General features: G+C 70.3%; 12 protein-coding genes. All 12 read left to right on the top strand.

The features are described from left to right. Positions 1-87: 87 nt before the first annotated feature. The 12 genes from ACIRQH_RS27765 to ACIRQH_RS27820 all read left to right on the top strand — a co-directional run bounded on the left by ACIRQH_RS27765 (position 88) and on the right by ACIRQH_RS27820 (position 15369). On the top strand, positions 88-1401 hold the full coding sequence (locus tag ACIRQH_RS27765) for a DUF6716 putative glycosyltransferase (protein WP_404227337.1): 1314 nt from the start codon (positions 88-90) through the stop codon (positions 1399-1401). 76 nt (positions 1402-1477) lie between these two features. Continuing rightward, complete coding sequence (locus ACIRQH_RS27770; RefSeq protein ID WP_404227340.1) at positions 1478-2785, top strand: cytidylyltransferase domain-containing protein; 1308 nt, start codon at positions 1478-1480, stop codon at positions 2783-2785. A 13-nt stretch (positions 2786-2798) separates the two neighbouring features. After that, positions 2799-3734, top strand: coding sequence for an N-acetylneuraminate synthase family protein (locus tag ACIRQH_RS27775; protein WP_388869377.1), 936 nt, complete (start codon positions 2799-2801; stop codon positions 3732-3734). 38 nt (positions 3735-3772) lie between these two features. Beyond that, on the top strand, positions 3773-4852 hold the full coding sequence (locus ACIRQH_RS27780; RefSeq protein ID WP_388869380.1) for a hypothetical protein: 1080 nt from the start codon (positions 3773-3775) through the stop codon (positions 4850-4852). 433 nt (positions 4853-5285) lie between these two features. After that, the gene (locus ACIRQH_RS27785; protein WP_388869663.1) at positions 5286-6506 is read left to right on the top strand and encodes a M20 family metallopeptidase; all 1221 of its coding nucleotides are present in this window, start codon (positions 5286-5288) and stop codon (positions 6504-6506) included. A 354-nt stretch (positions 6507-6860) separates the two neighbouring features. Next, entirely contained in the window at positions 6861-7913 is a 1053-nt protein-coding gene (locus tag ACIRQH_RS27790) for a BMP family ABC transporter substrate-binding protein (RefSeq protein WP_358816533.1), read from the top strand. 312 nt (positions 7914-8225) lie between these two features. After that, on the top strand, positions 8226-9275 hold the full coding sequence (locus ACIRQH_RS27795; protein WP_404227345.1) for a BMP family protein: 1050 nt from the start codon (positions 8226-8228) through the stop codon (positions 9273-9275). A 243-nt stretch (positions 9276-9518) separates the two neighbouring features. Further along, the gene (locus tag ACIRQH_RS27800; RefSeq protein WP_358816656.1) at positions 9519-11210 is read left to right on the top strand and encodes an ABC transporter ATP-binding protein; all 1692 of its coding nucleotides are present in this window, start codon (positions 9519-9521) and stop codon (positions 11208-11210) included. Continuing rightward, complete coding sequence (locus ACIRQH_RS27805; protein ID WP_358816535.1) at positions 11210-12331, top strand: ABC transporter permease; 1122 nt, start codon at positions 11210-11212, stop codon at positions 12329-12331. Before ACIRQH_RS27800 ends, ACIRQH_RS27805 begins: the two co-directional genes overlap by 1 nt. Continuing rightward, positions 12328-13593: an ABC transporter permease gene (locus ACIRQH_RS27810; protein WP_358816536.1), complete on the top strand. Its 1266-nt coding sequence runs from the start codon at positions 12328-12330 to the stop codon at positions 13591-13593. The genes ACIRQH_RS27805 and ACIRQH_RS27810 overlap by 4 nt, the downstream gene beginning before the upstream one ends. Continuing rightward, a complete protein-coding gene (locus tag ACIRQH_RS27815) occupies positions 13590-14003 on the top strand; it encodes a cytidine deaminase (RefSeq protein WP_358816537.1) in 414 nt (137 codons plus the stop codon). The genes ACIRQH_RS27810 and ACIRQH_RS27815 overlap by 4 nt, the downstream gene beginning before the upstream one ends. Positions 14004-14085: 82 nt before the next feature. Then, positions 14086-15369, top strand: coding sequence for a thymidine phosphorylase (locus ACIRQH_RS27820; protein WP_404227576.1), 1284 nt, complete (start codon positions 14086-14088; stop codon positions 15367-15369). Positions 15370-15385 lie beyond the last annotated feature (16 nt).

Genomic DNA, 15385 nt, shown 5'->3' on the forward strand with positions numbered 1-15385 from the left:
CTGATTCGCCATTCGTCGGTGTGCTGTTAACCGTTTGTTGCATTCGGGTTGGGCCGCTCCTCGAAATGGCTTCCTAACGTCTAGGACGTGCCAGCAAGTACCACGAAGTCCCTGCGGGTGGCCGTCCTCGCGGATTCCGACACCCGGTGGAAATGGGGTTCGCTCACCGCGACCCGCATCGCCCCGGCCGAGTCGGACGTCCGCCTCGACGGATTCCTCCTGCGCGGCCGTGCCACCCCGACCGCCCGCCAGCTCGAAGAAGTCGGCGTCCGCGCGGACTCCCTCCGCGAGGTCACCGCCGTCGAGTTCCTGCGGGAGCTGGGCAAGGAGGACCGCGCCTACGACGTGGTCGTCCTCGCCCTGGTCGGCGGTGCCGTCCAGGCGGTGCTGCACGGCCTGGCCCGCGCGTGGGACGGACGGACGAAGCGGCCGGTGGTCGTCACCGGCTACGTCGGCGTCGTCTACGAGAAGCTCGCCGACGGACTGCTGCTGCGGCACGGCGCCGACCTGGTCCTCTCCAACTCCCGCCAGGACGCGGACCGTTTCCGGGACGTGTACGAAGGGGTCGGCGCCGACGCCGGGTCGGTGACCGAGGTCGCGCTGCCCTTCCTCGGCGGGGCCGACTACGCGGAGAACGACCCGTACACGGTCGTCTTCGCCGCCCAGCCCTCCGTACCGGAGAACCGCAAGGACCGTACGTACCTGCTCGACCGGCTGATCGGGCACGCACGGCTCCACCCGGACCGCGAGGTCCTGCTCAAGCTGCGTTCCAAGCCGGGCGAACACACCACGCACATCGAGGAACTGCCCTACCAGAAGCTGGTGCAGAAGGCCGACCCGCCGGCCAACTTCCGCCTGGTGTACGGGCACATGGGCGAGGTCCTCGACCGCACCGACCTGCTGGTCACCATCAGCTCGACGGCCGCCCTGGAATCCCTGCACCGCCGCATCCCCACCGTCGTCCTCAGCGACCTCGGGGTGCGCGAGGCGCTCGGCAACCACCACTTCGTGGGCTCCGGCTGCCTCGCCTCCTGGGACCAGCTCGACGAGGGGTACCGCCCGGTGCCCGACGCCGCCTGGGTCGCCCGGCAGGGCGTCGCGGCCGAGGGCTCGTACGAGACCGCCTTCGACGCCGCCCGGACGCGCATCACCCAGCTGGTGGAGGCGGACAAGCTGCCGCCGCTCGCCCCCTACTACACGCCCGTCACCGCACCCGGCTACCTGCCCGGCATCCTCGCCCGCCACCACCTCGGCCCGGACGGCAGCCCGCTGCCCGGAGCCCCCGCGGCGGACCGGGAGCCCAGCCCCGTACGGCAGATCGTGCGCCGGGCCGCCCGCGGCGCCTACCGCCACGGCGTCCAGCGCGTCGCCCCGGTGATCCGGCGGATGGGCGACCTGTGACCGTTCCGGAACCCGGCGGCGCCCGGCGCCCCGCCCCCCACGCCTCTCTCGCCTCCCCCGTCAAGGAGAACAGCGCATGATCAACTCGGAAGCGGGCCACCCCGCGCCGGTGCGCCGCGTGCTCGCGGTGATCCCCGCGCGCGGCGGCTCCAAGGGCGTGCCCGCGAAGAATCTCCTCCCGGTCGGCGGCGTACCGCTGGTGGCCCGCGCGGTGCGCGAGTGCCGTGCCGCCCGCCTCGTGACGGACGTCGTGGTCTCCACCGACGACCAGGCCATCGCGGCCGCCGCCCGGCAGGCCGGCGCCGAGGTCGTACTGCGGCCCGCCGCCATCGCCGGCGACACCGCCACCTCCGAGGCCGCCGTCCTGCACGCCATGGACGCCCACGAGGCGCTGCACGGCTCGCCGGTCGACGTGGTGCTGCTCGTCCAGTGCACCAGCCCGTTCATCATCCGCGAGGACGTGGACGGCGTCGTCGACGCGATCCTCTCGGACGGCGCGGACACCGCCCTGACCGTCGCGCCCTTCCACGGCTTCGTGTGGCGGGACGCCGACGACGAGCCCGCGGCCCCGGTGACCACCGACAGCGGCCGCACGGCCGTCGGGGGCGGCACGGACACCCTCGTCGCCGACACCGTCACCAGCGGCGGCTACGGCATCAACCACGACAAGTCCTTCCGGCCGCGCCGCCAGGACCGCCCCCAGGACCTGCTGGAGACCGGTGCCGTCTACGCCATGGAGGCCACCGGCTTCCGCGTGGCCAGGCACCGCTTCTTCGGCCGCACCGAACTCGTGCGGACCGACCCGGCCCGCGTGCTGGAGATCGACGACCCGCACGACCTCGCCCGCGCCCGGGCCCTCGCGCCGCTCTTCGACGCGAACCGGCCCGGCTCGCTCCCGACCGCCGCCGACATCGACGCGGTCGTCCTCGACTTCGACGGCACCCAGACCGACGACAGGGTGCTGATCGACTCCGACGGACGGGAGTTCGTCTCCGTGCACCGCGGGGACGGACTCGGTATCGCCGCCCTCCGCAAGAGCGGACTGACGATGCTGATCCTGTCCACGGAACAGAACCCGGTCGTCGCCGCCCGGGCCCGGAAGCTCAAGATCCCGGTCCTGCACGGCATCGACCGGAAAGACCTCGCACTGAAGCAGTGGTGCGAGGAGCAGGGCATCGCGCCGGAGCGCGTGCTCTACGTCGGCAACGACGTCAACGACCTTCCCTGCTTCGCCCTCGTGGGCTGGCCGGTGGCGGTCGCGAGCGCCCATGACGTCGTGCGCGGCGCCGCACGCGCGGTCACCACCGTCCCTGGTGGCGACGGCGCGATCCGAGAGATCGCCAGCTGGATCCTCGGCCCCTCTCTCGACTCCCTCGACAAGTAAGGAACGTTTCACCATGAGCAACTCCCGTCTGCGCAACTTCGGTTCGAAGACCGCCGGCCCGGGCCACCCCGTCTACGTCGTGGGTGAGATCGGCATCAACCACAACGGTGAGCTGGAGAACGCCTTCAAGCTCATCGACGCGGCCGCCGAGGCCGGCTGTGACGCCGTCAAGTTCCAGAAGCGCACCCCGGAGATCTGCACCCCGCGCGACCAGTGGGACATCGAGCGCGACACCCCCTGGGGCCGCATGACCTACATCGACTACCGCCACCGCGTGGAGTTCGGTGAGGACGAGTACCGCCAGATCGACGAGTACGCCAAGAGCAAGCACATCGACTGGTTCGCCTCCCCGTGGGACACCGAGGCCGTCGCCTTCCTGGAGAAGTTCGACGTCCCGGCCCACAAGGTCGCCTCCGCCTCGCTGACCGACGACGAGCTGCTCCGCGCCCTGCGCGGCACCGGCCGCACGGTCATCCTCTCCACCGGCATGTCGACGCCGAAGCAGATCCGTCACGCGGTCGAGGTCCTCGGCAGCGACAACATCCTGATGTGCCACGCCACGTCGACCTACCCGGCGCAGGCCGAGGAGCTCAACCTCCGGGTCATCAACACCCTCCAGGCCGAGTTCCCGAACGTCCCGATCGGCTACTCCGGTCACGAGACGGGCCTGCAGACCACGCTCGCCGCGGTCGCCCTCGGCGCCACCTTCGTCGAGCGCCACATCACCCTCGACCGCGCGATGTGGGGCTCCGACCAGGCCGCCTCCGTCGAGCCGCAGGGCCTCACCCGCCTCGTCCGCGACATCCGCACCATCGAGGCCTCCCTCGGTGACGGCGTCAAGAAGGTCTACGAGTCGGAGCTCGGCCCGATGAAGAAGCTGCGCCGTGTCCCGGGCGTCGTCGCCGAGGCCGAGATCGCCGCGGCCGCCGGCGAGCCCGTCTCGGTCTGAACGCCCTGAACTCCTTACGACGGGACGGTCGTACGACGATGAGCCCCCGCGCCGGATCCATCGGCTCCCACACTCTCGCCTTCGTCGAGAGCCCGGTACAGCTCCTGAACGTGCTGGAGTGGGCGCACACCCAGGCCCACGACGCCGCGGCACCCGGCGCGGGGTTCACCCTCGTCGTCCTCTCTCCCAACGACCCGATGACCCGCGGTCAGCTCCGCCGCATGGCCGAGCTGGCCCGCGACGAGGGTCACACGGTCCGCTGGGAGGAGGCGCGCGGCGGCACCACGGCCCCCTTCCACACCATCGGGGGACTGGCGCCCATGCTGCGCCGGGCCCGGCGGATCGTCATGGGGGACCCGTTCTCCCGGTACGTGCAGCTGTTGCTGACCATCACCAGGGCACAGGACCTGGTCGTGGTCGACGACGGCACCGCGACGATGGAGTTCGTCGCCCAACTCGCGGGCGGGGAACGGCTGGTGCGCTGGCACCGGCGCGGTGGCCGGCCCGGACCGCGGGACGTGCTCTTCGCCCCCGTGTCCGGAGCGGCCCGCCGTCGGCTGACCCCCAGCGACCGTCGTAAGGTCGAGGTCTTCTCCTCGATGCCGATCACCTCGGCACCGGACGGCGTCCGGATCACCGCCAACGACTTCTCCTGGACCCGGGCCCGGTTCGGGCCGCCGCGCATCACCAAGGGCGCGGACCTCGTGGGCACCTCGCTCGTCGAGACGGGCGTCGTCGACCCGGACCGCTACCTGGAGGCGGTCCGCGGGCTCGCCAAGGCGCACGGCGCCACCCGCTACTTCGCGCACCGCCGCGAGAGCACCGACAAACTGCACCGGCTGGCGGTGGAGACGAACCTGGAGATCGTCCGTCCCGACCTGCCGCTGGAATTGATCGCCCGCCGCGGTCCCATAGGGCGGACCATCCTGAGCTTCCCCTCGACGGTCGTGCACACGCTGCCGCTGGCCCTCGTCGGTACCGACGTGCGGGTCGCGGTCTGCGACATCGATCCGAGCTGGCTCACGGAGAACGCCTCGCCCCGCGCCCAGGGCTTCCTCTCGGGGGTCACGGGAACGGCCCGCGACGTCCACCGTCTCTCGGCGGTGTCCGCCGTATAGCCCTCCGGAGCGGGCCCGGTCCCGCGCAGCACGACACCACGAGCCCGGCGCCCTGCGCGCCGGGCTCCTCGCGTCCGTCACCCTCCCGTGCCGGAGAAGTGACACAGGGTGACGGCGCGACCGTGCCTCGACCACGCCTCCGGAAATCGATCGCGCGCGTGTGAGACCGTGGAGAACAGGTACGGGAGCGGGCCCGGGCGCGCCGGGTGTTCTCCGTACGGATCGGCGGGCGACCCCCGGCCGAGTCGGATCACAGCCGGTCACCAGCCCCGTCCAAGATCCAAACGCCCGAAAAGCCGGGCGAGTTTACCCATCCCCGTAGACAGCCATGCGCCGCGCGGCCAGTTTTTCTTCCCCTAACGGGCTGAACTTTTGTTGATCGTGGGTTAGTTGGCCGCCCGATCGCCCTACCCTTCAAAGGGTGAACCAACTGATGTCCCGAGAGTCCGAGGCCGATCTCCCCGGGGAACCGTTGCTCCCCGGCGCGCTGCCCGAGGCACTGCGCGCCGAACTCGTGGCGTTCCGACGCGACTTGCACATGCACCCCGAGCTCGGCAACCAGGAGTTCCGCACCACCGCGGCGATCAAGGCGCGCCTGGAGCAGGCGGGCCTCGCGCCGCGCGTCCTCGCCATCGGGACCGGCCTCATCTGTGACATCGGAGACCCGGACGACGTGCGCCCCCGGCTGGCGCTGCGCGCCGACATCGACGCGCTCCCCATTCCGGACACGAAGAGTGACTGCGCGTACCGCTCCACGGTCCCCGACCGCGCCCACGCCTGCGGTCACGACGTCCACACCACGGTCGTGCTCGGCGCCGGCCTCGTCCTCGCCGACCTGCACGCCCAGGGCCTGCTGCCCCGTCCCGTGCGGCTGATCTTCCAGCCCGCGGAGGAGGTGCTGCCCGGCGGCGCCCCGGACGCGATCGACTCGGGGGTCCTCGACGGCGTCGGCCGGATCGTCGGAGTGCACTGCGACCCGAAGGTCGACGCGGGGCGCATCGGGCTGCGGCACGGCGCCATCACCTCGGCGTGCGACCGGCTCGAAGTGTCCCTGGACGGAGCGGGCGGCCACACCGCGCGCCCCCACCTGACCACGGACCTCGTCACCGCCGCCGCCCGCGTGGTCACCGACGTGCCGGCGCTCGTCGGCAAGCGCGTGGACGCCCGCAGCGGGCTCGCGGTGACCTGGGGACGCATCGAGTCGGGCCACGCCTGCAACGTGATCCCGCAGCACGCCGAGCTGTCCGGAACCGTGCGCTGCCTGGATCTCGACGCCTGGCGCGTCGCGCCCGACCTCGTGCACGCGGCCATCGACGAGATCGCCAACCTCTACCGGGCCAAGTCCGAGATCAACTACATCCGGGGCGTCCCGCCGGTGGTGAACGACCCGGCCGTCACCGACCTGCTCCGCGACGCGATGGCCGCGCGGCGCGGCGCGCAGTCCATCGAGGACACCGAGCAGAGCCTCGGCGGCGAGGACTTCTCCTGGTACCTGGAGCACGTGCCGGGCGCGATGGCCCGCCTCGGGGTCCGTACGCCGGGCGACCGCACCACCCGCGACCTGCACCGGGGCGACTTCGACGCGGACGAGCACGCGATCACGGTCGGCGTCGAGATGTTCACCGCGGCGGCCCTCCTGGACGAGCTGATCTGAGGCCGGCGGGCGCGGCCGGCGGCTCCGGTCGCGCCCTTCGACCCCCCGCCGTAACGTGGTGTCCCGCCACGTGACAGCGCGTGGCGGCCGGTCACATGCCAACGGTCACGTCGTGGAGCGGAACCACCCGCTCCGTCACGCGGGCTCTCCTCTCCGGGTGCGCTGCGTGACGGTCCTGGTGGGCGCTGCGTCCCCAAACGCACCTTTCGGTCCCGTGGTTCACAAGGACGTAACCGGCCATCGGCACGAATGGATAACGGCCACGCGGAACCCCGTTCCCTGGATGGTCTACGCGCGTTAATGTGCGCCGAACTCAGCACCCACTGCGGGGCTTTGGAGAATGGGGAGCTTCAGATGCGTCGGATAGCCAGCCTGACCCGCGTCGCGGTGGGGGTCGCGTCGCTCGCACTCGCCGCCACGGCCTGCGGCGGCACGAGCAACGACAACGACAGCAGCAGCGACAGCAGCAAGGACGCCAAGGGCCTCGCCATCGCGTACGACGTCGGCGGCAAGGGCGACCAGTCCTTCAACGACGCCGCGTTCTCCGGCCTGGAGAAGGCTCAGAAGGAGTTCGGCTACAAGACGGCCGACATCGAGCCCACCGACGGTGAGACGGACGCCGACAAGGAGCAGCGACTGTCCTCGCTGGCCAAGCAGGGCTACAACCCGGTGATCGGCATCGGCTTCGCCTACGGTCCCGCGCTGGAGGCCGTCGCGAAGAAGTACCCGAAGACCACCTTCGGCATCGTCGACTCCGTCGTCGAGGGCAAGAACGTCGCCTCGCTGGTCTTCGCCGAGCAGGAGGCCTCCTACCTCGCCGGTGTCGCGGCCGCCAAGGCCACCAAGACCGACACCGTGGGCTTCGTGGGCGGCGTGGACGTTCCCCTGATCCACAAGTTCGAGGCCGGCTACACGCAGGGCGTCAAGGACACCAAGCCGAGCGTGAAGGTCCTCTCGCAGTACCTGACCCAGACCGCCCAGGAGGGTGGCTTCTCCAGCCCCGACAAGGGCAAGGCCGCCGCCGAGGGCCAGCTGGAGAAGGGTGCGGACGTCGTCTACGCCGCGGCCGGTCTCTCCGGGCAGGGCGTCATCGAGGCCGCGTCCAAGGACAAGAAGTGGGCGATCGGCGTCGACTCCGACCAGTACAAGCAGGAGGCGCTCGCCAAGTACAAGGACGCCATCCTGACCTCCGCGCTCAAGGACGTCGGCGGCGCCGTGTACACGCTGGCCAAGTCGGTCCACGACGGCAAGCCGCTGACCGGCACGCAGACCTTCGACCTCAAGGTGAACGGTGTCGGCCTCGCCGACAGCAACCCGAAGATGGCGGAGATCGCCGGTCTCACCGACGCCGTGGCCAAGGCCAAGGCGGGCATCGTCGACGGCACCATCAAGGTCAAGACCGAGTAGTCGTCCCGGGCGTCGGACGCGTCGCGGCGGATTGGACCCGCCGCTCGCGCCCGGTACCGGGAAACGGACGACGTCACGGAGCGGGCGGGCACCCCAGGTGCCCGCCCGCTCCGTCGTGCGTTCCCGGGGTCACCCATAGCCACCGCGTCTTTGCGGTAGGCAAGCCCGGGGCCCCTCGGCGGGTGCCGTGGGGCACAGCCGCATAACAAGGTGGACAGAAGGGGTTTTCTAGTTGGTCTACGCGCGTTAATCTGCGGCGAAGCCAGCGCCGAAGCTGAACCGTCAGGCGCTTGTACGACAGGAGCACAACGAATGCGCCGGGTTACCCGCATCGCGCTCGCAGGTACTGCGACCGCCTCTCTCGCCCTCGCCCTCTCCGCCTGTGGCGGCACCTCGACCTCCAGCTCGTCCTCGGACAGCAAGGGCGACAAGGGTCTTGCCATCGCGTACGACGTCGGCGGCAAGGGCGACCAGTCCTTCAACGACGCCGCGTTCGAGGGTCTGAAGCAGGCGAAGGCCGAGTTCAAGTACAAGACCGCCGACGTCGAGCCCACCGACGGTGAGACGGACGCGGACAAGGAGCAGCGCCTCGTCTCGCTGGCCAAGCAGGGCTACAACCCGGTCGTCGGCATCGGCTACGCCTACGGCCCGGCCGTCAAGGCCGCCGCCGCGAAGTACCCGAAGACCACCTTCGGCATCGTCGACGACTCCACCGTCACGGCGAAGAACGTCGCGGACCTGGTCTTCTCCGAGCAGGAGGCCTCCTACCTCGCCGGTGTCGCGGCCGCCAAGGCCACCAAGACCGACACCGTGGGCTTCGTGGGCGGCGTGGACGTTCCGCTGATCCACAAGTTCGAGGCCGGCTTCGAGCAGGGCGTCAAGGACACCAAGCCGAGCGTGAAGGTCCTCTCGCAGTACCTGACCCAGACCGCCCAGGAGGGTGGCTTCTCCAGCCCCGACAAGGGCAAGACGGCCGCAGAGGGCCAGATAGAGAAGAAGGCCGACGTCGTCTACGCGGCGGCCGGTCTGTCCGGTCAGGGTGTCATCGAGGCCGCCTCCGCCAAGAAGGTCTGGGCGATCGGTGTCGACTCCGACCAGTACGCGCAGGAAGCGCTCGCCAAGTACAAGGGCTCGATCCTGACCTCCGCCACCAAGGACGTCGCCAAGGCGGTCTACAGCGTGGCCAAGTCGGTCGAGGACGGCAAGCCGGAGAGCGGTATCGTACGGGGCGATCTGAAGTCGGGTGAGGTCGGTCTTGCCGACTCCAACCCGGAGTTCAGGAACAACACCGCGATCCAGGACGCCGTCAAGGCGGCCCAGGAGAAGATCATCAGCGGCGAGATCAAGGTCAAGACCAGCTGACGAGCAAGACCTCAGGAGCAGCCAATGCGGTCCCGGGAAGGTGCGGGTACGCCCGCGTGTCGCCAGACACGCGACGGCGCCCGTACCGCCCCGGACCCGCTTGGTAACCGTGGGGTTACGTCCGCTCAACGGGATACGAGGAGTCTGGCTCCCCGTATCCCGTTCTCGCGGCGCGTGGCCCCTTTCGTTGCCGTAGGGGCGCTACGCGCGTAGACGACCCCCTTTCCCTCAGGAGAGTGCGCCATCAACGCGTCCAGCAGCCCTCCGGCCGACGCGGTCGACGGTCAGGCGACCGCCGTCGAACTCGCCGGGATCACCAAGCGGTTCCCGGGCGTCGTGGCCAACCACGACATCCACCTCAGCGTCCGCAAGGGCACCGTGCACGCCCTGGTCGGGGAGAACGGCGCCGGCAAGTCGACGCTGATGAAGATCCTCTACGGCATGCAGAAGCCGGACGAGGGAACCATCGCCGTCGACGGTGAGCAGGTCACCTTCTCCTCGCCCGCCGACGCCATCGTCCGCGGCATCGGCATGGTCCACCAGCACTTCATGCTGGCCGACAACCTCACGGTCCTCGAGAACGTCGTGCTCGGCAGCGAGAAGCTGTACGGCATCGGCGGCAAGGCCCGCCGCAAGATCGTGGAGCTCTCCGAGCGCTACGGCCTCGGAGTCCGCCCCGATGTCCTCGTCGAGGAACTCGGCGTCGCCGACCGTCAGCGCGTCGAGATCCTCAAGGTCCTCTACCGCGGTGCCCGCATCCTCATCCTGGACGAGCCGACCGCGGTCCTCGTGCCGCAGGAGGTCGACGCGCTCTTCGACAACCTCCGCGAGCTCAAGTCCGAGGGCCTGTCGGTCATCTTCATCTCGCACAAGCTGGGCGAGGTCCTCTCCGTCGCCGACGACATCACGGTCATCCGGCGCGGTACGACGGTCGGCACCGCCGTGCCCTCCGAGACGAGCCCCCGTCAGCTCGCCGAACTGATGGTCGGCAGCGAGCTGCCCACCCCCGAGACGTCCGAGTCGACGGTCACCGACCAGGCCGTGATCGAGGTCGAGGACCTGACCGTCCTCGCCAAGGGCTCGGTGTCGCTCGGCAAGGGCTCGGCGAGCCTGCTGATGGACGAGGTGGAGCGCGGCACCGTCCGTCTCGTCCTCGACCACGTCTCCTTCACCATCCACGCCGGTGAGGTGATGGGCATCGCCGGTGTCGAGGGCAACGGCCAGACCGAGCTCATCGACGCGCTGATCGGCCTCAAGGCCGCCGACACCGGTGTCATCCGCTTCACGGGCGACGACATCACCTCCTGGTCGACGCGCAAGCGCCGTGAGGGCGGCGTCGGCTACATCCCCGAGGACCGCCACCGCCACGGTCTCCTCCTGGAAGCGCCGCTGTGGGAGAACCGCATCCTCGGGCACGTCACCGAGAAGCCCAACGCCAAGGGCATGTGGCTCGACATCAAGGGCGCCCAGAACGACACCCGCCGCATCGTCGAGCAGTACGACGTGCGCACGCCCGGCATCGACGTCACCGCGGCCTCGCTGTCCGGCGGCAACCAGCAGAAGCTGATCGTCGGCCGCGAGATGAGCCACAAGCCGAAGTTCCTGATCGCCGCCCACCCCACCCGCGGTGTGGACGTCGGCGCGCAGGCGCAGATCTGGGACCAGATCCGCGCGGCTCGCCGCGAGGGACTCGCCGTCCTGCTGATCTCCGCCGACCTGGACGAGCTGATCGGCCTGTCCGACACTCTCCGGGTGATCTACAACGGCAAGCTGGTCGCCGACGCCGACCCGGCCACCATCACCCCGGAGGAGCTCGGCTCGGCCATGACCGGCGCCGCCTCCGGCCATCTGGAGAACGAGGAGCTCGCCGAAGCGGCCGAGCTCGACGAGCACACCGACACTCCGGCAGACGCCCCGGAAGACGAGGCCCGCTGATGAAGAAGTTCGACAAGGAGCGCCTGCTCCTCGGGGTGGCCGGACCGGTCATCGCGCTCGTCGTCGCCGTGGCGCTGACCTCGGTCGTGCTGCTCGCCTCGGGCAAGAGCCCGTTCGAGCCGTACTCGATCATGTTCCAGCAGGCGACGTTCTCCGACATCCAGGTCCTGATCATCAACCAGGCGTCGCTGTACTACATCGCGGCGCTGGCGGTGGCCATCGGCTTCCGGATGAACCTCTTCAACATCGGTGTCGACGGCCAGTACCAGCTCGCCGCGATGATGGCCGCGATCGTCGGCGCGCACGTCGCGCTGCCTGCCGCGCTCCAGGTGCCGCTGCTGATCCTGACCGCCGTCTGCACCGGCGCCTTCTGGGCCGGCATCGCCGGTGTCCTCAAGGTGACCCGCGGGGTCAGCGAGGTCGTCGCGACGATCATGCTCAACGCGATCGCGACCTCCGTCATCGCCTACCTGTGGCTGCCCGACGTCTTCGGCGTCAAGCTCGGCAACAACAACACCACCGGCGAGATGCACAAGTCCGGCTGGGTCCCCGGGTTCGACATGGGCGAGTCGGGCGAGATCTACGGTCTCGTCATCCTCGCCGCCGTCCTCGGCATCGGCTACTGGATCGTCCTCAACCGCACCCGCTTCGGATTCGACCTGCGCGCCTCCGGCGCCTCCGAGTCCGCCGCCGCGGCCAGCGGTGTCGACCCCAAGCGCATGGTGCTCACCGCCATGCTCGTCTCGGGCGGCATCGCCGGACTCGCGGGCCTGCCGATCCTCCTCGGCGACACCCACACGTACAGCCTCAACTTCCCGACCGGTATCGGCTTCCTCGGTATCGGCATCGCGCTGCTCGGCCGCAACAGCCCCGTCGGCATCGCCTTCGCGGCCCTGCTGTGGGCCTGGCTCGACAAGGCGTCTCCCGAACTCGACTTCCACGGGTACGACAAGGAGATCGCGGTCATCATGCAGGGCCTGATCGTGATCGCCGTCGTCGTCTCCTACGAGTCCGTGCGCGAGTGGGGTCTGCGCCGCCAGCAGCGCCGCGTCGGCGCGGAACTCGCCGCGGGCCACGCCCTCGCCACCGACAACACCCAGAAGGAGGTGGCTGGCCGATGACCACCGCAACCGACGTCAACCAGCCCACGCTGCAGCCCGCGGCTCCCACCGGCCGCCGGATGTCGCTTCCCGTCCTCCTGCTGGTCATCGCGGGCGGCCTGGCGCTGACCTCGATCGTCCGCATCATCACCGGCGCCGACGGCATCACCAACGTCAGCCAGATGTCGACCGCCCTGCAGCTGGCCGTCCCGATCGGCCTCGCCGGTCTCGGCGGGCTGTGGGCCGAGCGCTCCGGCGTCGTCAACATCGGCCTCGAAGGCATGATGATCCTCGGCACCTGGTTCGGCGCCTGGGCCGGCTACCAGTGGGGTCCCTGGACCGGTGTCCTGGTCGGCATCATCGGCGGCTGCATCGGCGGCCTGCTGCACGCGATCATCACGGTCACCTTCAACGTCAACCACATCGTCTCCGGTGTGGCCATCAACATCCTGGCGCTCGGCGCCACCCGCTACCTCTCCCCGCTCGCCTTCGAGGGCGTCCAGGGCGGTTCGGCCAAGCAGTCCCCGCCGGTCGACTCCCTCGGCCACTTCACCGTGCCAGGGCTCTCCGACTGGCTGACCACCCTGAACTCCAAGGGCTGGTTCTTCATCTCGGACATCGCGGGTCTGCTCGGCGGCCTCGTCACCAACGTGTCCTGGCTGACCCTGATCGCCATCGCGCTGATCCCCGGCACCTGGTGGATCCTGTGGCGCACCTCGTTCGGCCTGCGCCTGCGGTCCTGCGGCGAGAACCCGGTCGCGGCCGAGTCGCTCGGCGTGAACGTCTACAAGTACAAGTACCTCGCCGTGATCATCTCCGGCGGTCTGGCCGGCCTCGGCGGCGTCTTCCTCTCCATCGTCGCCAACCCCTTCTACCTGGAGGGCCAGACCAGCGGACGCGGCTACATCGGTCTCGCCGCGATGATCTTCGGCAACTGGATGCCCGGCGGCCTTGCCCTCGGCGCGGGCCTGTTCGGCTACACCGACAGCCTCAACCTGCGCGGCGGCTCGGAGAACGTCCACGCCCTGCTGCTGCTCGGCGCGATCCTGCTCCTCATCGGCGCGATCTGGCTGGCCGTGAAGAAGAAGTACGTCTCCGCGGTCGTCACCCTGGTCGTCGGCGTGCTCGTGTTCCTCTGGTACGCCCTCACCAACGAGGTGCCGAACCAGATCGTCTCCGCCACGCCGTACGTCATCACGCTGCTCGTCCTCTCACTCTCGGCCCAGCGCCTGCGCATGCCGAAGGCGGACGGCCTGCCGTACCGCAAGGGGCAGGGCAAGTGACCACCGCCGGAGCGGACTCCGCGGACGTCGACTGGGAGCAGCTGCGGGAGGTGGCCCGCGCGGCGATGAACCGCGCGTACGCCCCCTACTCGGGCTACCCGGTCGGCGCCGCCGCCCGTGTCGACGACGGCCGCACCGTCTCCGGCTGCAACGTCGAGAACGCCTCCTACGGCCTCTCGCTGTGCGCCGAGTGCGGTCTGGTCTCCGAGCTGCGCAACACCGGCGGCGGCCGGCTGACGCACTTCACGTGTGTCGACGGGCGGGGCGAGGTCCTCGTCCCCTGCGGACGCTGCCGCCAGCTGCTGTTCGAGTTCGGCGGGCCCGAGCTCGTGCTGGAGACGCCGGCCGGACTCCTGCCCCTCTCCGAGATGCTGCCGCAGGCCTTCGGGCCGGGTCATCTCACCCAGTGACGCCGTGCGGCCCCGCCCCGATCGCGACCGAACGGTCACGGGGCGGGGCCGCTCATCTTTCGGAAGGAAAGCCATGTCCGCCATCTCCACGGATGCCGTCTCCGTCATCCGCACCAAGCGGGACCGTGCCGAACTCAGCGACGGGCAGATCGACTGGGTCATCGACGCGTACACCCGCGGCGATGTCGCCGACTACCAGATGGCCGCCCTCAACATGGCGATCCTGCTCAACGGCATGAACCGCCGTGAGATCGCCCGCTGGACGGCCGCGATGATCGCCTCGGGCGAGCGCATGGACTTCTCGTCCCTGTCCCGCCCGACCGCCGACAAGCACTCCACGGGCGGCGTCGGCGACAAGATCACCCTCCCGCTGGCCCCGCTCGTCGCCGCGTGCGGCGCGGCCGTGCCGCAGCTGTCCGGGCGCGGCCTCGGCCACACCGGCGGCACCCTGGACAAGCTGGAGTCGATCCCGGGCTGGCGCGCCCTGCTCTCCAACGAGGAGATGCTGCACGTTCTCGACACCACCGGAGCGGTCATCTGCGCCGCCGGTGACGGACTCGCCCCGGCCGACAAGAAGCTCTACGCGCTGCGGGACGTCACCGGCACCGTCGAGGCGATCCCGCTGATCGCGTCCTCGATCATGTCCAAGAAGATCGCCGAGGGCACCGGCTCGCTGGTCCTCGACGTGAAGGTCGGCTCCGGCGCCTTCATGAAGACCATCGAGGACGCCCGCGAACTCGCCTCCACGATGGTCGGTCTCGGCACCGACCACGGCGTGAGGACCGTCGCTCTCCTCACCGACATGTCCACGCCGCTCGGCCTCACCGCGGGCAACGCCCTCGAGGTCCGCGAGTCGGTCGAGGTCCTCGCCGGCGGCGGCCCCGCCGACGTCGTCGAGCTCACCATCGCCCTGGCGCGCGAGATGCTCGACGCGGCCGGCGTGAAGGGCGCCGACCCGGCGAAGGCGCTCGCCGACGGCTCCGCGATGGACGTGTGGCGCCGCATGATCGCCGCGCAGGGAGGCGACCCGGACGCCACGCTGCCCGTGGCCCGCGAGCAGCACGTCGTGACCGCCTCGGCCTCCGGTGTGCTGACCCGCCTGGACGCGTACGACATCGGCATCGCCGCCTGGCGCCTCGGTGCCGGACGCGCCCGCAAGGAGGACCCGGTGCAGGCCGGCGCCGGCGTCGAGCTGCACGCCAAGCCGGGCGACACGGTGACCGCGGGCCAGCCGCTGTTCACCCTGCACACGGACACCCCGGACCGCTTCGACTACGCGCTCCAGGCGACCGAGGGCTCCTACGACGTCGCACCGGCGGGCACCGAGTTCAAGGCGTCCCCCGTCGTGCTGGAACGTATCGCCTGACCTGCGGTTTCCTCTT

The organism is Streptomyces sp. NPDC102279, assembly GCF_044766365.1.
In the GTDB taxonomy this organism is placed as follows: domain Bacteria; phylum Actinomycetota; class Actinomycetes; order Streptomycetales; family Streptomycetaceae; genus Streptomyces.

Coding starts and splice junctions, on each gene's coding strand:
- ACIRQH_RS27770 (WP_404227340.1), top strand. CDS start 1,478: ATGATCAACTCGGAAGCGGGCCACCCCGCGCCGGTGCGCCGCGTGCTC.
- ACIRQH_RS27775 (WP_388869377.1), top strand. CDS start 2,799: ATGAGCAACTCCCGTCTGCGCAACTTCGGTTCGAAGACCGCCGGCCCG.
- ACIRQH_RS27780 (WP_388869380.1), top strand. CDS start 3,773: ATGAGCCCCCGCGCCGGATCCATCGGCTCCCACACTCTCGCCTTCGTC.
- ACIRQH_RS27785 (WP_388869663.1), top strand. CDS start 5,286: ATGTCCCGAGAGTCCGAGGCCGATCTCCCCGGGGAACCGTTGCTCCCC.
- ACIRQH_RS27790 (WP_358816533.1), top strand. CDS start 6,861: ATGCGTCGGATAGCCAGCCTGACCCGCGTCGCGGTGGGGGTCGCGTCG.
- ACIRQH_RS27795 (WP_404227345.1), top strand. CDS start 8,226: ATGCGCCGGGTTACCCGCATCGCGCTCGCAGGTACTGCGACCGCCTCT.
- ACIRQH_RS27805 (WP_358816535.1), top strand. CDS start 11,210: ATGAAGAAGTTCGACAAGGAGCGCCTGCTCCTCGGGGTGGCCGGACCG.
- ACIRQH_RS27810 (WP_358816536.1), top strand. CDS start 12,328: ATGACCACCGCAACCGACGTCAACCAGCCCACGCTGCAGCCCGCGGCT.